The sequence below is a fragment of the Parageobacillus toebii NBRC 107807 genome (assembly GCF_003688615.2).
In the GTDB taxonomy this organism is placed as follows: Bacteria; Bacillota; Bacilli; order Bacillales; family Anoxybacillaceae; genus Parageobacillus_B; species Parageobacillus_B toebii.
The window spans coordinates 1716009-1735341 of sequence record NZ_CP049703.1 but is presented as its reverse complement, the minus strand read 5'-3'; the positions used below and the strand labels follow the sequence as shown (position 1 = coordinate 1735341).

Here is a 19333-nt window from a genome sequence, read left to right as displayed (position 1 = left end):
GCTTTACACAAAATTTTATACATCATCTATTATTATGGACTTTTATTTAATGGATTAAATAAGATTGAAGGCCTAATAAAAGAAAATAATATCAAAAAATTAGCGATACTAACTCAAATTTGCGCAATAAGTGGTATTATTGCAGTTTCAAGCACATTACTAAATAGTGAAATATTAAGCAATTTTATTAAGGACTCTAAAGATATCGGTAAGCTTCTTTACTTAATTTCATTTTTATTAGGATTCTTTGCCCCATTAGGAGTTATTTTATCGTTCTTTGTTTTTATTTATATTATTTCTAACTTTCAAATAGTTAATAAAGAATTGATAAATCAAAAGATATTTTCTATATCAATAATCTCTTATTTACCTATACTAGCGGGATCAATTGTAAATTTTGTTCTTAGTATTTTTATTGGTGTAAGTCCTTATGGTTATACAACCGCATATGGAATTTTTCGTCCTCAGGATCAAACTTTAATTTCTTTAACCCAAGAGTTGGATCCTTTCAAGCTTTTAGGAGTTTTATTAGCCTCGTATTTATACTGTAAAGTATTTGAAAAAGGGAAGTTTAGCTTTCTCTTTATGTCTATTTCTTGGTATTTAATTAATATAATTTTCATTATAATTTTAGGGTAGTTGAGGTATGGATAAAGTCAGTGTAAAGGCACTTTTATATGTTTTATCTATATATTTATTTGCATTTTTAGCAGGATATTTAATCAGTAATTTACTTGATAATAATTTTGAACATAATGCACAAAATATCAGCAAAACGTACATTTCGTTTAATACGTTTTTAAAAATCTTTTTCAATAACATAAAAGTTTTTATAATAATTTTAACTGGATTTTTTCTTTTAAAAATCCCAACAGTTATAAATTTAGTCTCGAACGGTTCTACGTTAGGATTTTTTCTAGGGGGGATTTCATTAGACAAACTTATTGATGTTTTACCCCCTCTATTGATTCACGGAATACCTGAGATAACAGGCTTTATTATAGCAGCCTACCTAGTTTTTCTAGGAAAAGAAAAATTTATAGAAAACAAAAAATTTAACTTTAATTTATTATTATTCGGGATATTAATAATATTTATAGCAGCTTTTCTAGAAACTTATATTAGTCCAATATTCATTTGAAGAAGGTGAATTTTATGAGGATTTTACAGCTAATTTCAATTAGTTTGCTAACAATGTTTATATTAATGAAATTAAATGTTATTAATATAAATTTAAAATACAACATTTTACATTACCTTTTAAATGCTAGTCTATTACTAACATTTTTTAGTATTATTTTTCCTCTGGTATCTTATATTAAGTTAAAAAGAATGGATGTTAATAAAACTCAATTTCTAAATGACATACTAGGAGAAATAGATCCAAATCAAAATGTAGAGATTTTTATTACTGACAAATTTATGAAGAATAACGCTGCGGTATTGTATAGACGAAATCAACCTGTAATTGTATGTGGAGATGATTTAGTTAACTCCTTAAGTAGAGAGCAATTAAAATTCCTTATTGCCCATGAATATTACCATATAAAAAAGAACCATATGTTAAAAAATATATTATCATTTATATTTGTGTTAGCAGGAGTACCGATATTGTTATTAACTATATCGCCTTACTTAATTTCACTAACATCTTTATTTACAACTTTAATAATTTCATTTATCCTTTATGTTTCTTCGTTTATTCTACACTTCGTTTTTTCACAGCGGCGCGAATTATCTGCTGATCGATTTGCAAGTTCATTTGTCGGAAAAAAATGTGCAAAGGAAACTCTTAGTATTCTGCAAAAACAGAAACTTGTCCCTGAAAAAAGTTATAACTTGTTTGAAACTCACCCTAGTATTAAGAAGAGAATAGAAAATATTAGTTAACATGTACCCTTTGTAAAACATTTTTTACATATTACTTTACACTCGTTCTCTATAAATTTTTTAATTCTAACAGTTCCATCATAGTAAGGATATTGGAGTTTCAAAAAAATTTCTTCTCCTGCATCTATTTCTTTTCCACATATATTGCATTTAACTTTTTTCTTTGAGAAAAACATGATCTAACACAACCTTTACAAATATTTTTTACATTAAAATTCCAATTTTAGTTCTAATTATAATTTTATAACAAAAATGGTAATATGAAAAGTAATACAATTATCATAAATACCGTGTCTTATCTTTTTCTTTTTTGTACTACAAAAATTAATCTGATACTTTTTTGTTTTTATTTGAAATTTTAGGAATGGAAATGGGATTTAAATAATTAAAACCAATCAAGATTTTTATATCATTGATCTTACTCCTGTCAAGTAGACATTTACTAAGAAGACTAAGCAACCAGTGTGTTCCGGTACTCTATTGGCGCACACTGGTTTAGTTTTTTTCTGAAATAATTCGTGATGTAAAAATAGATGGTATTGTGCGATGATCTGTAGGAGCTCTTCTTCTGTTTTACATCCAAAAAATTGATGTTAGTCTAAAAAGTGGACACGGAGAACAGAGAGATTATAATAAACTTAATTACAATAGGTTCGAGGTGTCCAATCATGAAAAAGAGAGCATTTGATAAAGAGTACAAGATTCAAGCGGTTGAGTTATGCTTGGAGGGGGACAAGTCCATCGCTCAAGTGGCAAAAGAGTTAGGTTTGGCTTACAACACTCTTCACCGTTGGGTTAAAGAATACAAAGAAAGCGACGGAAAGAGTTTTGTGGGTTCAGGTCATATCAAGCCGCAAAATCAAGAAATCATTGAATTAAGCCGTCGTAATCAAGAATTGGAGGAGGAATTAGCGATCCTAAAAAAAAGGCACTAGGCATCTTCACCAGAAACCAGAAGTAATTTACGCGTTCATTTTTCAACACCGAAACGAATTTCTTGTTGTGAAGATGTGTCAAGTGCTCGGTGTTTCAAGAAGTGGGTATTACGATTGGCTCAAGCGCGCGAAAAGTAAACAGAAAGAACGAAAAGAACAACTAACTCAACAGATTCGAAATGAGTATCTAAAGTCCCGTAAGATTTACGGAAGCCCAAAAATTACGCAAGAACTACATAAACAAGGGATTCGTGTGTCTCAAAAGACGGTCGCTCGCATCATGAGCGAAGAAGGATTGAGATCCATTACCGTCCGTAAATTCAAAGCCACTACGAACAGCAACCATCCTTACAACGTATATGACAATCTATTGAAACAAAACTTCCAAGCAACGGCTCCGAATGAAGTATGGATGGCGGATATTACGTACATTCCTACCGACGAAGGTTGGTTGTATTTAGCGAGCATCATGGATTTATATACTCGCAAGATTGTAGGATGGTATATCGATACACGAATGACGAAAGAGTTAGTCATCAAAGCGTTACAACGAGCGTTAAACAACGAGAAACCAACAGGGAGAGTCCTTCATCACTCGGATCGTGGGAGCCAATATGCTTCGAATGATTATCAACAGCTCTTACAGGAACATCATTTTCAAGTGAGCATGTCGAGACGTGGAAACTGTTACGACAATGCTTGTATCGAGTCATTTCATAGCCTCATCAAGAAAGAGTGTATTTATCTGAATCGATTCCGCACGCGAAAAGAAGCGAAACAAGCCATTTTTGAGTACATCGAATGCTTCTACAACCGTAAAAGAAGTCATTCCGCCCTTGGCTATGTATCGCCATGTGAATTTGAGGCTGCTTACTACGCTAATCAGAGAAAAGTAGCTGCCTAAGTTCAGCTATTTCTCTCTGTTTAATGTGTCCGTTTTCTTGACATAACACCAGAATACAACACAATAGTCATTATTGTGTTTTCGTGATGAAGGGTGGACAAAGTGAAATAATGAATAGAGAGTTACTAATAATTTTCTAACTGTTGGTGGTAAAATAATTTTCTAAGAAACATGTATACCAATAAATCGGCTAAAATAAGTATAATCAAATAGTTTAAAGAGAAGAAGTTAATACTATTATCTTTTATTATTCTAATAGAGAAAAAAGATAAGGGGACACTTAAAAATCCTATTAATATTCGAGATACCCATTTTAAGTTTTTTAATTGTCTTTCGTTCAATGTAATAACCTTAGAATTAAGTAATAAAATTCCTATAATTAAAGAAATTATAAAGGGTAATATTACACCAACATTTAACTCCCCTTTATATACAGGAATTGATAATCCTCCAAATGAACCCACTGTAGCTATCAATCCATAATGAAAGAAGATGTCACCTCTATTGGAAAAGAAACCATCATCCCCCTGACTTTCTTGAAGAATCTCTTTAGCAAGTTGGTTAGGTGGCAAAAATTCACATAATGTATTTTGAACCGCCTGATCAATGTTCATCCCTTGATTTATTTTTTCATTCAGTTGATTATATATATGATCTCGAACTTCAAATATATATTGTCTACGCTCGCTATTTGGCAAATTTTTTAATCCTTTGTTTAACTTATCTAAATAATCTTCAATTAAAGGATGGGTGATATCTCTGGGCATTATTCTATACTCCCTTCCACCATACTTCTTAGAACATCGTATAGCTGCTCATAATGTTGCCAACGTTGTTTTAAAATTCTCTCCCCTTCCTGAGTAATTTGATAATATTTCCGTTTGGGTCCTTCTTCAGAATCTTCCCAATAAGAAAGAACCCATCCTTGTTTTGATAATCTTTTTAAAATCGGATAAATTGCTCCATCTGCCAGATGGAATATAGGTACTCTCTTTAAATCATTAGTTATTTCATAACCATACATTGGTCGTTGGCTTATCAAGGATAAGATAGCCAATTCAAAAACACCTTTTCTAAGTTGGACAATCCATTTATCAATATCTTTATTCTCCATCATAACTTGATTATATATCAATAATACCTATGTGTCAATAATATATAGTTAATAAAAGTATGATTTTGTAAATTTTATCTTTTTATGACTTCTCAATGAAATCATCACCTTGAAACATCAGGAAAGTGATGAGTATATCATAAAATCGTCATTTTGAATTGCGCATAATGTGTATTATATGTCCAACAATCTCGTCTTTTTCGTAATATACTTGTCATGTAATGCTATTTTTTAACCGAATATGCTTTAATGGTGCCTTTCCAAACTCACCGTATAAGTCAAAGGGTGGGAAAGATGCCAAATGAGTATACCACCTACCTTAAGGAAAAAGGAGCTTCCCCTAACAAGATCATCTCCTTACGAACAACTTGAATATTTACATATTCATCCGGGCGATTACGTCACGCCAGCTGACATCCGTAAATAGATTAGTCGTTTCGGCACTGTCTCACAACCAAAAAAAAATCATCCACCCTTGAACTGACGAAGTGGATGGATGATTCCCGTCCTACTGCCGATCCCCCTTGAAGGGAACTGTCTATGCATGACCGGAGTTGTTGCAGCACTTCGGTCTTATTTTATATACATGATTAGCACTAGATAAAGGTTTATGTTCACTAAGAATTAGGCGTTTTTTTCGCAAGACCGTTCATTAAAAACTGAATCGTCCGTTCCATTTCCGCTTCATCATCCCATTCATAATCCGGCAACACGATAAACCGCGTCACCAAAAATCCGGCAATCGTCGTGATCGTCATGCGGATGACCGAATCAACGGGAATTGCGGCAATTTCACCTTTCGTTTGAAAATATTCCACAATTTGCTTAAATTTTTGATATACGTGTACCGTAAAAACGCGCTGAAGCTGTTCCTTAATCTCCTCATGAAACGCGATTTCCTGCCAGAAAACACGGATCGCCGGCAAGTATTTTTTCACAAATTCATAGCGGTTTTTCAAAAGAACGCGGATGAACTCTTCATAGCTTTGATACTGACTATCGAACACTTCTTTGACAAACTCTTTTGCTAAAAATGGGGCGACGGATTGAAATAGCGTCGGAGTGACAATCGCCAGCAGCAAATCCTTTTTCGTTTTATAATGGCGGAAAATCGTCCCTTCCGCCACGCCCGCCTTCTTGGCGATTTCGCTTGTCGAAGTGGCGGCATAGCCTTTTTCCGCGAACATTTCAATCGCCGCTTCTAAAATTTTGATTTGTTTTTCACTAAGCTTCACATCTTCCTCATTTAGTTTCAACAGTTCCTTCAGCCACTGCTGCTCGTTCATTCTTTATACTCCTTACAATTTTCGATATTTTTTTAATGCCACTACATTTAATATCATAAACAATACAGCAAAACCAAGTAAAACATATACGTCTTTGGCGATTTCGTTCCAGCCAGTGCCGCGGATCATAATTTCCCGCAGCGCATCCGCCCCGTACGTCAGCGGCATAACCACGCTTAGCGAACGAAGCCATTCGGCCATCGTATCTAAATTAAACAAGCCAGAGAAGAAAATTTGCGGTACGACGACAAGCGGGATAAACTGCATCATTTGCAGTTCATTATTCGCAAAAGCGGACAGCAGCGTTCCTAATGTTAACGCGGTCATCGCCAATAAAAATGTAATCAATAGCACGTATACAAAAGAACCTTCCATCATCATGTCAAGAATATCAACAGCAAACCAAGCAATCAAGCTCGCTTGCAATGTCGTAAATAAACCAAATCCAATAATATAGCCAGCCACGATTTCAAAGCGTCGAAGCGGTGTCGCCAGCAAGCGTTCGAGCGTTCCTCCCGTACGTTCGCGGAGGAAAGAAACACCGGCGATTAAGAAGACGAAAAAGAAAACGAAAAAACCAATTAACACAGGACCGAAATTATCGAATAGTTCCATGTCTTCTGAACCGTGCAAGTACGTTGTTTTCAATTGCAACGATCGTGTTTGCGGAGCTAATTCTTGAAGCGCTTTTTGCACAGTCATAAGCACCGCTTTATTAACAGTAGGATCGCTTCCTTCTAACGTAATTTCCGGTGCTCCTTCATCCATTTCCATAAACGCATCAATTTGCTGTTTTTCCAGCTGTTTACGAGCTGTTGCTTTCGTAAGTTCTTTAACATCAGCATCGTATTTCGCTAACTTCTCCACAACAATTTCCGGAACGTTTTTATTAACGGCAATCGCTGGTTTATACTCCTCTCCATTAAACACAAGATTCATTAAAAATAGCACAAACATGGGAGCCACAATCATTAACGCAAGCGTTCGTTTATCACGGAAAAACTGGCGGATGATGCGTACCACAATGGCCCAAACTCTCATTGCCGTGCACCTCCAAAATATAAAAATGCTTGTTCAATAGTTTGTGAGCCCGTCTCTTTCTTTAACTCTGCCGGACTTCCGACGGCAATAAGACGGCCATCGCGAATCATGGCGAGGCGCTGGCATTTCTCGGCTTCATCCATGACATGGGTCGTCACTACAATCGTTGTTCCATTTTGGCGGATTCTGTCTAGTTCCTCCCAAATTGCCTGACGAAGCACAGGATCAATGCCAACCGTCGGCTCGTCCAAAAGTAGCACCTCCGGTTCATGCAGCAAAGATATCGCCAGCGACAATCGCCGTTTCATCCCTCCCGAATATTGATGGACGGGCTTTTTGATATGGTCTGTCAGATTGACAAGCTCCATCACCTCGTGGATGCGTTGCTTTTGCTTTTTCCCTTTTAGCCCATAAATCGAAGCGAAAAACTGCAAATTTTCTAATACCGTTAATTCGCCATATAACGCATCGGACTGTGCCATAAAACCGATTCGCTTCATCACTTGAAGATTCGGCATCTTCGTATTTAACACATGAATGGTTCCATGAGTAGCTTCGTCAATGCCGGCAATCATTTTGACAATCGTCGTTTTTCCCGCTCCCGAAGGTCCAAGCATCCCGAAAATTTCTCCTCCGTATACGTCAAGTGATACGTCTTCAATAACCGTCTTTTTCCCAAAACGCTTCGAAACATGTTCCATACGAATACACGGCTTCCCGGACACAAGTTCTTCCTCCTTTTATAGTGAGTGATTACTCACTTATATTTTATATGATATTGCCTATATTTTGAAGTGAGTAATCACTCATTAAATGATTTTTTTAAAGCTGCCTTTCGCCTAGGCAGCTTATTTTATGCGAAATATTCAATGCTTTTCCATCCATAGCACCATTCCGTCAGCTTTTTCCCACCGATATCAACGACTTCCTCAGCGATTTTCTCGCCTCCTAGCCTCTCGTAAAATCGGCGCGATGGATTATCGGCAAGCACCCACACGACCATAGAACGAATCCCATCACGTTGAAAATCATCCACTAGCGCTTTGACAAGCTTCGTTCCGTATCCTTTCCCTTGAGCTTCTTTCAACAAATAAATCGCGTATATTTCCCCTTCATACTCCGCTTCTTTTCCTTGTGTGGAGCGGTTTTTACCCCCGGAAATAAATCCACATACGTTTCCATCTTCTTCAACGACAAAAATATAATGCTTCTGTTGCTGCAATCCTCTTTTCCAAAGCTGTTCTTTTTCGCTTACGCTTAATTGCGCCAAATACTCCGCAGGCACAATCCCTTCATATGTCGTTTTCCAGCTTTCGACATGCACGATGGCGATGGCGTGCGCATCATCGAGCGTTGCTTTGCGAACATTCATGCCCCTTCCCCCTATCGCACTATATTTGCTCTGTTTGTCGTTCAACAACTTCTCAATATCCTGTTAAGTACTGGAATTTTATTGATTACCATATCCCAGACGATACGATAATTGACAGAAACATAGCCGTGGATCATCATATCACGCACACCTGCTATCTTGCTCCACTCAATCTGTGAATTCTTCTGCCTTATTTCTTGTGGAATGTTTTTCGCCGCTTCACCAATCACCAATATGTTTTTAATAACCGCATCACATACAAGTTCATTATCTAAAAAAGATTCATAATCCATATTTTTCGTATACTTTTAGATTTTATCGATCGCCATAAGAATATCTTCCAAAAAACCTTAGGCTCCCTCGGCATATTGAACATCCTCCAATATATATGGTTTTAACGCAGGTTTAATGTCATCCAGTATCACTAGGTCGACCGGTTTATGAAAATGATCTTCTAAGAAAATTTTTAAATCCATATAATGGTCAAATGTGACGGCGGAAGACTCAAACTCCACCAAAATGTCTATATCGCTGTCAGCTGTTTGTTCATTTCTGCTATAAGATCCAAAAACGCCGATACGTTTGACTCCGTAGTTTTCTTTTAATAATCGAAAATTTTATGATAAAAACGAAAGATTTCTTCTTTTGACAACATAGTTTTCCCGGCTACTAAAATCTATAAAAATCGACTCATCGCGATGGAACCAGCAAAACAGCTTGCCGCTCAGGAAACACCTGAGTTCCATCAGGAAGAGAATCCTAATGTCTCACCTGCTGTGAAAGACACCCCGTGGCTCGCTGTTAGCGGCGGCACCTGTCGTGCACCATTCCTTCCATCGGTCAGTACACAACAACGATTTTAGTAACCAGATCTACACCTCCCATTATATTTTTCCTAAAAGATAAGGAAGAAATCTCGCTTGATTTCTTCCCCCTTAACTATTATTTCCATCTATAAGCTCTGATCGTCAACACTATTCAACCATCCCTCGATCTCGCCGACTACCGATTGAACGCATCCGTCTTCAAACGGCGAAATGAGGTTGGCGGCGCGGACCAATTCGGTAAACGGCTTGCTTCCGCCTTGACGGCATAAGGTTAAATAATCATTCCACGCCTCTTCATAGTTTTCACGCGAACGTTTCCAAAATTGGAAGGCGCAAATTTGCGCAAGTGTATAGTCGATATAGTAGAATGCGTTCGTATAAATATGGCTTTGCCGCTGCCAAAAGCCGCCGCGTTCTAAATAATCGTTGCCGTCATAGTCTCGTGTCGGCATATATTTCTTTTCAATCTTCCGCCATGCTTGCTTCCGTTCCGCCGGCGTCGCGTTCGGATTTTCGTATACAAAATGCTGAAATTCGTCCACCGCTACGCCATACGGCAAAAATAATAAAGCATCGCTCAAATGATAGAATTTATATTTTTCCGCATCTTCCCCGAAGAATAACTTCATCCACGGCCATGTGAAAAATTCCATGCTCATCGAATGAATTTCGCATGCCTCCAAGGTCGGCCAGATGTATTCCGGAATTTCGTAATGGCGGCTTTCATACACTTGAAACGCGTGCCCCGCCTCATGGGTAAGCACGTCGATGTCTCCGGATGTGCCGGTAAAGTTCGAGAAAATAAACGGCGCTTTATAATTTTCGATATAGGTGCAATAGCCGCCGCCTGCTTTTCCTTTTTTCGCAACGAGGTCCATTAGTTCATGATCGATCATATACCGGAAAAACTCGCCTGTTTCCGGCGACAGTTCTTCGTACATCTTTTTCCCGTTTTCAATAATCCAGTTTGCGTCCCCTTTTGGCGTTGGATTGCCGGTTGGAAAAACAAACGCTTCATCATAATATTTCAGCTTCTCGACACCGATGCGCGCCCGCTGCCGCTCGCGAAGCTTCACAGCAATTGGAACGATATGCTTTTCGACTTGTTTGCGGAATTTCGCGACCATCTCGGCGTTGTAATCAGTCCGTCCAAGACGGGCATAACCGAGTTCCACGAAGTTTTTAAATCCGAGCTTTTGCGCGATGGCGGTGCGCACTTTCACAAGCTGATCGTAAATTTCATCGAACTTCTCCTCATGTTCTTGGAAAAAGGCAAAACGCGCCTCACTCGCCCGCTTGCGCATCTCGCGGTCCGGCGATTCGACAAACGGCTGCAGCTGCGCTAACGTCCGTTCTTCCCCTTCAAAGAAAATTTTTGCCGAAGCGACCAATTTCGTATATTCGCTCGTCAGCTTATTTTCCAGCTGCAGATCTTCCACAATGTCTGGAGAATACGTTTTTAATTCCGTCTCAGCGAGCGCAAATAACTGTTTCCCCCATTTTTCTTCAAGCTGCGAACGGAACGGAGACGAAACAAGCGCACGGTAATAATCGTTCACAAGCCCTTTAACAATTGGCTCAACTTCATCGAAAAAATCTTGCTCCTGCTTATAAAACTCATCGTTCGTATCAATCGTATGGCGAATATAGCAAATTTGCGCCATCGTGCTGAAATCGTTGCGAAGCTTATTAATTTCCTTCATCGCCTCATCCTGTTCTTCTGCGCTGCTTGCCTTTTGGAACGATTGCAGCGCTTGTTGAAATGATGCTTTCAGCTTCTCTATATTCGGCCGTTCATAACGAAACTCAGAAAATTTCAACGCAATCCCTTCCTTTTCTCTCGTTTTCCTTATCTTAGATTGTATTCCATTCGTACACGGAAAATCCTTTTTTTCGATTACAAAAGGTTGTTGACGAAATTTGTCGAAAGAACGTATAATAATAACACCAATTGAATATTTTTTCTTTCTCATCCACATAGACGGGATACAGGCTGCAATGAACAAGAGTTGTAGAAACGAGACGCAAAGAGCCAATGAGGAAAGTTGCCGAAGTTTGCGTCGGACTCTGACGCCGTAGACTGGGCCTGTATCCGAACATGCATCGTTGCAACAAACGATGAAGCACTATCGATTGGAAGTTGGATGCGGATGGCCACATGCACCCGTTGAAAACTTTGGGGTGTATTTTTTTGCGAAAAAAGCTAAAACTTAATTATCGTCAGGAAGGAGCTATCCACTTTGCAACAGCAAAAACTTGGATTATGGTTATTAACGGCGCTTGTCGTTGGAAATATGGTGGGATCGGGAATTTTTATGCTGCCGCGCTCGCTAGCGGAAGCGGCAAGCCCGCTTGGTGTTATTTTCGCGTGGTTATTAACGGGCGGCGGGGTATTAATGACCGCGCTCGTATTCGGTAATTTGGCGATTCGCAAACCGGAACTAAACGGCGGGCCGCAGATTTATGCGAAAGAATTGTTTCCGAAAGGCTCGAACATCTCGATCCTATCTGGCTTTATGTCTTCATGGGGATATTGGATTGGCAACTTTGCCGGCAACGTGGCGATTATTACGACGTTTACCAGCTATTTATCAACGTTTTTTCCAATTTTAACAAGCAAACAAACGTTATTTTCCATCGGCTCTCTTGATGTAAAGCTTGGGAACTTGTTGACGTTTCTTATATGTACCGCATTGTTATGGGGAATGCATTTCATCATTTTGCGCGGCATCGAAGACGCGGGAAAGCTAAACTTTGTCGCTACCGCGGCAAAAGTGCTCGGATTTTTCCTATTTATCATTATCGCTTTATTTGCGTTTGAAAAAAGCAACATTGGCTCGTTTGTTGCCCCGCGTTATGATGATGCAGGGCATTCGATTGGATTATTAAGTCAAATCAAGAATGCGGCTGTATCGACATTATGGGCGTTTATCGGCGTCGAATCAGCGATTGTTTTTGCATCGCGTGCGCGCAAACAAGCCGACGTCAAGCGTGCGACAATCCTTGGCTTGTTGATTGCTCTTGCGATTTATATCGGCATTAGCATCCTTGTCATGGGAGTATTGCCGCAAAAAGAACTCATTCAATCAGAAAAACCGCTTGTAGATGCCATTGTCACGATTTTAGGCCCAAGCGGCGGCTACGTTCTTGCTGGACTTGGATTGATCAGCTTGCTCGGCTCCACGCTCGGTTGGGTGTTATTAAGCGCTGAAGTGCCGTATCAAGCGGCAAAACAAGGTCTGTTTATTCCAGCGTTTTTAAAGGAAAATAAAAAGAAAGTACCAAGCTTTTCTTTGGTTCTTTCGAATGGATTGGCGCAAATTTTTATTTTCTCAACCATTTCTAATTCGATGTCAACGGCGTTTGACTTTGTCATTTACATTGCGACATTGGCGTATCTTGTCCCGTATTTTATCGCCTCTGTCTTCCAATTGAAACTGGCGCTGACCGGCGAAACGTACAAGGAGACGGCGCGGGGCCGCATCATCGATGGGGTGATCGCTGCTTTTGCGACTATCTATTCCATCTGGGTCATCATCGCCGGCACCGCGGATATCAAAACGTTTATGCTTGGGGTCATCCTGCTTCTAAGCGGCATCTTCTTCTATCCGCAAGTGAAAAAAGCGGCACAGCAATCAGAGGAAACACAAAAAATGTCGGCATAATGAGTACGGTGTCCTAGCTAGCTTGTCAGGAAAATGTTCAATGTCGGTTCGTTTGAACAGCATTCACAAAATATGGCGATTGGACACCCCAACTGGGATCATCATAAATTATCTCCTCCTTTTCCTTTTACAGCTTATCCTTTTTTCAAAAAATAAGTGGCTGCAATAAGCAGCCACTTATTTTAGACGAACAGCTATTCTCTTTTTGCACCGTATCCCAGCTTTTTCAATAACGCAATCGCCTGTTCCTTTTCTTCAGGAGTCAAGCCGGAAACGGTTTCGTGAATCGTTTGCGCATGCTCTGGGAAAACCTTTTCGATAAACGCTCTTCCCTTTTCCGTAATCGAAGCATATGTGACACGGCGGTCTGTTTCACATGCTTTTCGCACAATTAACCCTTTTTGCTCCAACTTGTCTATTACATATGTAATGCTGCCGCTAGCGAGCAAAATTTTTCCGCCAATTTGCTGCAACGGCTGATCCCCTTTATGGTAAAGCAATTCTAAGACCGCAAACTCCGTCGGATTCACGCCAAATGATTGAATCGACTTATTCACTTGATCGCCGACAGATCGATATGCTCTTGATAATACGATAAACAATTTTAGCGATTGTTCAATGTCTTTCTCCCTCGTCATCCACAATCAAACCCTTTTGTTGGTTGAATTTAACGTCATTATCAGTATTTATATTCCACTATTCTCTTAAAAAAACATTTTCTTATTTGCATTATACTTGAAATATTAAACACGGTGCAAATCTTTTTTTGAGGACACCTTTTCCCCCGTCAAGCGAGATGCTCGCTATTTGGTTATTTTTGTTTATTATTATATAGTATATGAATAAATTATTTTTAGTGCTTGGGCGGTTATCACCTTTTATTTCAAAACGCATATAAAAACACTAAAGGTACGGAAAGGAGGATTTGATGAAACAAGTATTCATTGGGAGTATACTTTCCGCGTTATCCACTGGATTAGGTGCGATCCCAATTTTATTTTTGGCGAAATCGATTACTCACCGCTGGCGGGACATATTGCTGGCGTTTTCAGCTGGAATTATGATGGCGGCTTCCATGATGAGTTTAATTCCTGAAGCATTACAGGCAGGCAGTTTTTTCACTTTAACAATCGGGTTATTTTTTGGAGTCCTTATTTTAACCATTTTGGAAATGACGGTTCCGCATATTGATTTAGAACATACAAAAAAAGGAATTCAGTTTGATGAAAAAGCGATGCTCATTATTGCAGCCATTACGTTACATAACATTCCAGAAGGATTGTCGGTCGGGGTCAGCTATGCTTCGAACGTATCGGAAACAGGTAATTTAATCGCGCTAGCCATTGGATTACAAAACGCTCCGGAAGGATTTTTAGTCGCGCTTTTTTTAATTCATCAACAGATTGGAAGATGGAAGGCATTTATCATCGCTACACTTACAGGAGCGGTTGAAATCGTGACATCACTTCTCGGATTTTATTTAACATCCTTTTTTCGCGAGCTCGTCCCGTATGGCCTTGCATTCGCCGCAGGTGCAATGTTGTTTATTATTTATAAAGAACTCATTCCGGAAAGCCACGGGGATGGAAATGAGCGGACATCTACCTATTCGTTTATCATTGGCATATTATTTATGATTTTTTTAGTAGAATCGTTTTAATAAAAACACCCCCTGCCCGAAGGAAACAGGGGGGTTCGCCATTACTGGCCTACTTCTTCTTTTTCTTCATACGGATGGGCAACCCAGCCGGACGGATCGATAAACAGGCGGACAGCGACGACTTGGCGGTCATCCATTAAGGTGAAATAATGCGGGTTTCCTTCCGGCACAGAAATGACATCGCCCGCTTCAAGCTCGACATCAAAATACCCTGTTTCGCTGTCCCCTTTGATGATAAAAATGCCATGGCCAGCAGTAATAGCGCGCACTTCGTCTTCCGTATGAATGTGCACTTGTTCAAACTTTTTCAACAGTTCATCCAAATTCGGCGTCGCATCCGATAAGGCGACGATATCCCAAGTTTTGTAGCCTCTTCTCGCCGCCAAATCTTCAATTTCTTCTTTAAACGTCGCCAAAATTTCCTCTTTTTCTTCGTCGGTCAATACATATTTGTTGCGCAAATGTTCCGGCAGTTTGTTAATGTCCCAATGCTCGTACAACACGCCTTGTTTGTTTAAAAAGCTGCGGACATTTTCTTCCCCTTCAATCACTTCTCCTGTTTTTCTCACTTTGATTACTGCCATTGGAATTTCCCCCTTCATCAATTTTTATGGTTTAACAACCGGCAGCACGGCGGCCTGCTTTAGCAGCAGCCACTTGACGTGCCAGCTGAATAAAAACTCCCATGCTTCTAAAAACTTCTTCGCCTCAAACGCGTCTCTTCCCCATACGGTAATGCCATGGTTGCGGATCAATACCGCGCCGGCGTCGCCGTTTACATGCTTGGCAAATTCCTTCGCAAGCGTTGGAATATGCGCGTAATTCGGAATAATCGGAATGCGGATGACCGCATCTTCTTCCCAAATCCCAAACGCTTTAATAATTTCCTGGCCGGAAAACGCAACTTCTCCGTCATCTCCGTATAATTCGGAGATAACGTTATTGTCGATCGTATGGACGTGGAGACCGCAGCCCGCGTTCGTTTTCTTGTAAATTTCCACATGCAAAAGCGTTTCGGCGGACGGCTTTAAATGCGTATTCTCCACTGGATTTCCGGAAGCGTCGACAAGCAAAAAATCTTCGTCTGTCTGCTTGCGTTTGTCTTTGCCGCTTGCCGTGACTAAAAAAGTGAGCGGGTCATCGGTTACTTTGATCGACAAGTTGCCGCTTGTGGCAAAAAACCAATCGCGCGCCGCCAATTCCGCTTTTATCTCGGCAAGCTCTTTCCATCTCTTTAGGAGCAAACTCATGACCTCACCTCCATCGTCTCCAGAAAATGAATGACATCGAAAAACGTCGTAAACGGCGTATGCGGAATATCTAGTTCTTGGCATTTTTGCAGCAAAAAGTCACGGGCGATAACATGATCCGCCAGCTTTGCCACTGCTAAATCGGTGATCGAATCGCCGATGACGATATGAAAGGCATCAGGCTTTGTCAATTTTCGAAGCAACGACGGCTTGCAGCAGCCGCAGCCGTTTTGACACTGTTCATCACATGAATGCGGCCATGTAATGCGAATTGTCTCTCCGCTGAAATCAGAGCCATTGCAAAAGATGCGCTCTTTTTCGATGAGCCCTTCTAAAAGCGGATAGACAAAAAAGTCGATGCCGCCGCTTATGACATATAGCGAAATATCACGTTCCTTCGTAAACGCGACAAATTCTCGAAACCCGTCACGGATGCGGGCATTTTGTAAAATGAAATCGACAATCTCTTCTTTCCAACCTGATGGAAGAAGGGAAAACATCGCGCCAACCCCTTCTTGCACCGAGATGCGCTGTGATAATATATCGTCTTTTAACGTTTCCCATTCCGGCGGCGCAAACCGTTTCATAATCGCGATAATGTTGTCATTGTCTGTAATCGTCCCATCAAAATCACAAAAGATGATTGGTTTTGTCATGATGTCACCTCTACTGCGCCCCATAAGTCAATCGCCTTTCGCAATGCCTCATTTTCGCGCGCTGCTTCATGAAGCGATTTTCCGGCAAGAGCCGCATCGATCGCAGCGCGAAATGCTCTGCCGCCGCCTGTCGCTCCGTCTGGATGTCCGTGTATGCCGCCGCCTGCATTGACGATGCTATCTATGCCAAAATCGCGGAACAACAATGGCACAAGCCCTGGATGAATGCCAGCTGACGGAACTGGGAACGACCGTTTAAACGGCTCCTTATCATTCGTCAACTCCGCGGCAATGCCAAGCGCCTCTTCTTTATCAAGGGCAACGCTTCCGTATGGCGATGGAAAAAGCACAAAATCTGCACCAACAAGGCGAAGCAATTTGCCAAGCAGCAAGGATGCTTTTATTCCGTAAAACTCCGATGGAGTAAACGCCCCGCTGAATGCCGGATGAGCCATGATCGGAATGGTGATCTCATCATCTTCGCGCAACCCTTGGAGCACATCCAAACCGTACGCAAATACGTTAAATAACAATACATCGGCTCCTAATTCGACTGCGCGTTTTGCTTTCTCCTTCAATTCGAACGTTTTTCCAGTCAAGTTCACCGCATATAACGTCCGTTTTCCTGTCTTTTCGTACACTTCGTTTAACACCGCTTTTCCAGCCGTAATTCGCTTTTCAAACGGCGTTAATTCGTTTTCAAACAAAATTTCATCGTCTTTAACGAGATCGACCCCGCCGAGCGCTTGTTGTTTCAGCTGCTCGGATAAATATGTTAAATCGCGGCCGATCATCCCTTTAAAAATGCTCATCAGAAGCGGGCGTTCATATACACCCACTTTTTTGCGGATTTCGTCAATGCCAAAACGCGGGCCAGGAAACTGTCTTTTCCATTCGTCGGAAAACGTTAAATCTAGCAATCTCACTTCTCCATCCAGCGACAATTTGCCAAACACCGTCGTTAAAAGCGCCGGAATATCCGCGCTAAAGTTTAAGCTCGGGTATGCAATGCGAACGATTCCACGCTTCAATCGCTTTCCAAAGTAACGGTTGGCGCGTTCGTTCTCCTCGAGTTCTTGTACGCTTACAACTACTCCTTTATGCTTGCGCAATTGTTCCTGCTCAAGAAGCGGCAAATCCGTCCACGAACCAACGGTCAACCCAAGCGCAATTCCTTCCGCCTTTTTCTCTAAATCTTTTTCATCGTGAATAAGATATGTGGCAATTACTTGACTCATGATCATCCCTCTTTCTGTTCATCCATCAAAAAAACCTCTTCATAAGAAGAGGCTTTATTTATTCACGCTCTTCTTATCTCTCAGCGTTTCCGCTGCAAGAATTAGCACCGTGCTTAACCGTCGTTAAGCCGGTTGCCGGGCTTCATTGGGCTTGTCCCTCCGCCTGCTCTTGATAAGAATGCTTGCAATATCGTATTCACTTTTCAAACTATTCGCTCTCGAAAATTTAATTTGAATTATGACAGTATTTTTTCGCTCTGTCAATCATTTTTTAACCCATTTTAGAAAAGACCAAGCTTCGCAATCCGTTCCGCCGCTTCTTGCAGGCGGGATTCGCTTGTTAATAACCCAACTCGCACATATCCTTCTCCATGCTTGCCAAATCCAATTCCCGGCGCGACAACGACATGCGCTTTTTCCAGCAAATAATCGGAAAAACGTTCCGATGTCCATCCGTTCGGCACCGGAAGCCACGCAAAAAATGAACCTTTTGGGGCGTCGACATCCCAGCCAATTTGCCGCAACGCGTCAATAAGCGTATTGCGCCGCGATTCATACAGTGCGACAAGCTCTTCCACGCAGCGCTGCGAAGAAAGCAATGCGGTTGCCGCCGCTTCTTGAATGGCGCCAAACAAACTCACATATAAATGGTCTTGCAGCAAGTTAATCGCCGCAATCACGCTCTCATTTCCAACGGCAAACGCCACGCGCCAGCCCGCCATATTATATGTTTTGGAGAATGTATAAATTTCAACGCCAATTTCTTTTGCCCCCTCTGCTTGAAGAAAGCTGACCGGTTTTTTTCCGTCAAAGCCAATCGCACCGTAAGCAAAATCATGAACGACACAAATTCCGTGTTTTGCGGCAAACGACACCGTTTCTTCAAAAAACTCCTTAGAAGCGATCGCCCCGGTTGGATTATTCGGATAGTTTAAAAACATGATTTTTGCTTTTTCCGCAATATTTGCAGGAATTTCATCATAATCAGGCAAAAACTGATTTTCCGCACGCAATGGCATCATCACCATTTCCGCGCGCGCCAGCGCAATCCCCGACCAATAATCCGGATATCCCGGGTCAGGCACGAGCACAATATCGCCTGGATTGGCTAAACATTGCGGGATCTCCACAAGACCCGCTTTCCCGCCAAACAAAACCGCCACTTCTTTTTCCGGATCAATGGCAACGCCGTATTCGCGCTCATAAAACTTAGCAACGGCGCGTTTCAAAAAGGAATACCCTTGAAATGGCGAGTATTTGTGATATTTTGGGTTCGCCACCGCTTTTTGCATCGCCTCCACGATATGCGGTGGAGTCGGCTGGTCGGGATTTCCTTGCCCTAAATTGATGATGTCATGCCCCTCCGCCATTTTTTTTGCGACTTTATCGACAAGCGAAGCAAAAAACTGTTTTGGAAGGCTCTGCAATAACTCAGATAGTGGAAATTGTTTCATCGCGTTAACACCTTCTCAAAAATTTTCTTGAAATTCTAGTG

At 40.8% G+C, this 19333-nt stretch carries 19 protein-coding genes, 1 pseudogene and 1 riboswitch; of the genes and pseudogenes, 5 read left to right on the top strand and 15 right to left on the bottom strand.

Annotation, left to right across the window (positions count from 1 at the left end):
• Positions 1-646 precede the first annotated feature (646 nt).
• From DER53_RS08965 to DER53_RS08955, 3 genes are all read left to right on the top strand, one after another.
• The gene (locus DER53_RS08965) at positions 647-1141 is read left to right on the top strand and encodes a stage II sporulation protein M (RefSeq protein WP_062753644.1); all 495 of its coding nucleotides are present in this window, start codon (positions 647-649) and stop codon (positions 1139-1141) included.
• A gap of 14 nt (positions 1142-1155) precedes the next feature.
• The gene (locus DER53_RS08960; protein WP_062753646.1) at positions 1156-1890 is read left to right on the top strand and encodes a M48 family metalloprotease; all 735 of its coding nucleotides are present in this window, start codon (positions 1156-1158) and stop codon (positions 1888-1890) included.
• A gap of 668 nt (positions 1891-2558) precedes the next feature.
• A protein-coding gene (locus DER53_RS08955; RefSeq protein ID WP_375781758.1) for an IS3 family transposase occupies positions 2559-3729 on the top strand; the annotation gives its coding sequence in 2 pieces (ribosomal slippage) (positions 2559-2812 and positions 2811-3729; 1173 coding nt in all).
• Between the two features lie 125 nt (positions 3730-3854).
• Here DER53_RS08955 and DER53_RS08950 read toward each other — a convergent pair.
• The 9 genes and pseudogenes from DER53_RS08950 to DER53_RS08910 form a co-directional block, all read right to left on the bottom strand.
• Positions 3855-4496, bottom strand: a complete 642-nt coding sequence (locus DER53_RS08950; protein WP_062753649.1) for an HAAS signaling domain-containing protein — start codon at positions 4494-4496, stop codon at positions 3855-3857.
• Positions 4496-4846: a PadR family transcriptional regulator gene (locus DER53_RS08945; protein WP_062753651.1), complete on the bottom strand. Its 351-nt coding sequence runs from the start codon at positions 4844-4846 to the stop codon at positions 4496-4498. Before DER53_RS08945 ends, DER53_RS08950 begins: the two co-directional genes overlap by 1 nt.
• Before the next feature lie 614 nt (positions 4847-5460).
• Complete coding sequence (locus DER53_RS08940) at positions 5461-6129, bottom strand: TetR/AcrR family transcriptional regulator (protein WP_062753653.1); 669 nt, start codon at positions 6127-6129, stop codon at positions 5461-5463.
• A 12-nt stretch (positions 6130-6141) separates the two neighbouring features.
• Positions 6142-7170, bottom strand: coding sequence for an ABC transporter permease (locus DER53_RS08935; RefSeq protein ID WP_062753655.1), 1029 nt, complete (start codon positions 7168-7170; stop codon positions 6142-6144).
• Entirely contained in the window at positions 7167-7895 is a 729-nt protein-coding gene (locus tag DER53_RS08930; RefSeq protein ID WP_121910039.1) for an ABC transporter ATP-binding protein, read from the bottom strand. Before DER53_RS08930 ends, DER53_RS08935 begins: the two co-directional genes overlap by 4 nt.
• Before the next feature lie 128 nt (positions 7896-8023).
• Complete coding sequence (locus DER53_RS08925; protein WP_062753657.1) at positions 8024-8542, bottom strand: GNAT family N-acetyltransferase; 519 nt, start codon at positions 8540-8542, stop codon at positions 8024-8026.
• 41 nt (positions 8543-8583) lie between these two features.
• On the bottom strand, positions 8584-8835 hold the full coding sequence (locus DER53_RS08920) for a HepT-like ribonuclease domain-containing protein (RefSeq protein WP_244319540.1): 252 nt from the start codon (positions 8833-8835) through the stop codon (positions 8584-8586).
• A 57-nt stretch (positions 8836-8892) separates the two neighbouring features.
• Positions 8893-9197 (bottom strand): annotated as a pseudogene (locus DER53_RS08915) (nucleotidyltransferase family protein).
• Between the two features lie 297 nt (positions 9198-9494).
• Positions 9495-11189 (bottom strand): M3 family oligoendopeptidase, encoded by a 1695-nt coding sequence (locus DER53_RS08910; protein WP_062753658.1) that lies wholly within the window; start codon positions 11187-11189, stop codon positions 9495-9497.
• Positions 11190-11609: 420 nt separating this feature from the next.
• Between DER53_RS08910 and DER53_RS08905 the strand changes: the two genes are divergently transcribed.
• Entirely contained in the window at positions 11610-13034 is a 1425-nt protein-coding gene (locus DER53_RS08905) for an amino acid permease (protein ID WP_062753660.1), read from the top strand.
• Between the two features lie 194 nt (positions 13035-13228).
• Here DER53_RS08905 and DER53_RS08900 read toward each other — a convergent pair whose 3' ends face one another.
• Positions 13229-13672 carry a MarR family winged helix-turn-helix transcriptional regulator gene (locus DER53_RS08900; protein WP_012749531.1) on the bottom strand — a complete coding sequence of 148 codons (444 nt, stop codon included), beginning with the start codon at positions 13670-13672 and terminating at the stop codon, positions 13229-13231.
• Positions 13673-13962: 290 nt separating this feature from the next.
• On the opposite strand from DER53_RS08900, the gene DER53_RS08895 reads away from it, so the two are divergent.
• A complete protein-coding gene (locus tag DER53_RS08895) occupies positions 13963-14694 on the top strand; it encodes a ZIP family metal transporter (RefSeq protein ID WP_062753662.1) in 732 nt (243 codons plus the stop codon).
• Positions 14695-14735: 41 nt separating this feature from the next.
• Here DER53_RS08895 and DER53_RS08890 read toward each other — a convergent pair whose 3' ends face one another.
• The 5 genes from DER53_RS08890 to DER53_RS08870 all read right to left on the bottom strand — a co-directional run bounded on the left by DER53_RS08890 (position 14736) and on the right by DER53_RS08870 (position 19292).
• On the bottom strand, positions 14736-15278 hold the full coding sequence (locus tag DER53_RS08890) for a 1,2-dihydroxy-3-keto-5-methylthiopentene dioxygenase (RefSeq protein ID WP_062753664.1): 543 nt from the start codon (positions 15276-15278) through the stop codon (positions 14736-14738).
• 24 nt (positions 15279-15302) lie between these two features.
• A complete protein-coding gene (locus tag DER53_RS08885) occupies positions 15303-15944 on the bottom strand; it encodes a methylthioribulose 1-phosphate dehydratase (RefSeq protein WP_062753666.1) in 642 nt (213 codons plus the stop codon).
• Positions 15941-16600, bottom strand: coding sequence for a 2-hydroxy-3-keto-5-methylthiopentenyl-1-phosphate phosphatase (gene mtnX, locus DER53_RS08880; protein WP_062753668.1), 660 nt, complete (start codon positions 16598-16600; stop codon positions 15941-15943). Before mtnX ends, DER53_RS08885 begins: the two co-directional genes overlap by 4 nt.
• Positions 16597-17838: a 2,3-diketo-5-methylthiopentyl-1-phosphate enolase gene (gene mtnW / locus DER53_RS08875; RefSeq protein ID WP_062753670.1), complete on the bottom strand. Its 1242-nt coding sequence runs from the start codon at positions 17836-17838 to the stop codon at positions 16597-16599. Before mtnW ends, mtnX begins: the two co-directional genes overlap by 4 nt.
• 70 nt (positions 17839-17908) lie before the next feature.
• Positions 17909-18017: riboswitch (SAM riboswitch) on the bottom strand.
• A 102-nt stretch (positions 18018-18119) separates the two neighbouring features.
• The gene (locus tag DER53_RS08870) at positions 18120-19292 is read right to left on the bottom strand and encodes a pyridoxal phosphate-dependent aminotransferase (protein WP_062753672.1); all 1173 of its coding nucleotides are present in this window, start codon (positions 19290-19292) and stop codon (positions 18120-18122) included.
• Positions 19293-19333: the final 41 nt, after the last annotated feature.

What these genes read in the sequence shown, in the direction of transcription:
- mtnW (WP_062753670.1), bottom strand. Translation starts at nt 17,838, where the DNA reads ATGAGTCAAGTAATTGCCACATATCTTATTCACGATGAAAAAGATTTA.
- mtnX (WP_062753668.1), bottom strand. Translation starts at nt 16,600, where the DNA reads ATGACAAAACCAATCATCTTTTGTGATTTTGATGGGACGATTACAGAC.
- DER53_RS08945 (WP_062753651.1), bottom strand. Translation starts at nt 4,846, where the DNA reads ATGATGGAGAATAAAGATATTGATAAATGGATTGTCCAACTTAGAAAA.
- DER53_RS08965 (WP_062753644.1), top strand. Translation starts at nt 647, where the DNA reads ATGGATAAAGTCAGTGTAAAGGCACTTTTATATGTTTTATCTATATAT.
- DER53_RS08935 (WP_062753655.1), bottom strand. Translation starts at nt 7,170, where the DNA reads ATGAGAGTTTGGGCCATTGTGGTACGCATCATCCGCCAGTTTTTCCGT.
- DER53_RS08960 (WP_062753646.1), top strand. Translation starts at nt 1,156, where the DNA reads ATGAGGATTTTACAGCTAATTTCAATTAGTTTGCTAACAATGTTTATA.
- DER53_RS08925 (WP_062753657.1), bottom strand. Translation starts at nt 8,542, where the DNA reads ATGAATGTTCGCAAAGCAACGCTCGATGATGCGCACGCCATCGCCATC.
- DER53_RS08870 (WP_062753672.1), bottom strand. Translation starts at nt 19,292, where the DNA reads ATGAAACAATTTCCACTATCTGAGTTATTGCAGAGCCTTCCAAAACAG.
- DER53_RS08890 (WP_062753664.1), bottom strand. Translation starts at nt 15,278, where the DNA reads ATGGCAGTAATCAAAGTGAGAAAAACAGGAGAAGTGATTGAAGGGGAA.
- DER53_RS08940 (WP_062753653.1), bottom strand. Translation starts at nt 6,129, where the DNA reads ATGAACGAGCAGCAGTGGCTGAAGGAACTGTTGAAACTAAATGAGGAA.
- DER53_RS08895 (WP_062753662.1), top strand. Translation starts at nt 13,963, where the DNA reads ATGAAACAAGTATTCATTGGGAGTATACTTTCCGCGTTATCCACTGGA.
- DER53_RS08900 (WP_012749531.1), bottom strand. Translation starts at nt 13,672, where the DNA reads ATGACGAGGGAGAAAGACATTGAACAATCGCTAAAATTGTTTATCGTA.
- DER53_RS08950 (WP_062753649.1), bottom strand. Translation starts at nt 4,496, where the DNA reads ATGCCCAGAGATATCACCCATCCTTTAATTGAAGATTATTTAGATAAG.
- DER53_RS08920 (WP_244319540.1), bottom strand. Translation starts at nt 8,835, where the DNA reads ATGGATTATGAATCTTTTTTAGATAATGAACTTGTATGTGATGCGGTT.
- DER53_RS08885 (WP_062753666.1), bottom strand. Translation starts at nt 15,944, where the DNA reads ATGAGTTTGCTCCTAAAGAGATGGAAAGAGCTTGCCGAGATAAAAGCG.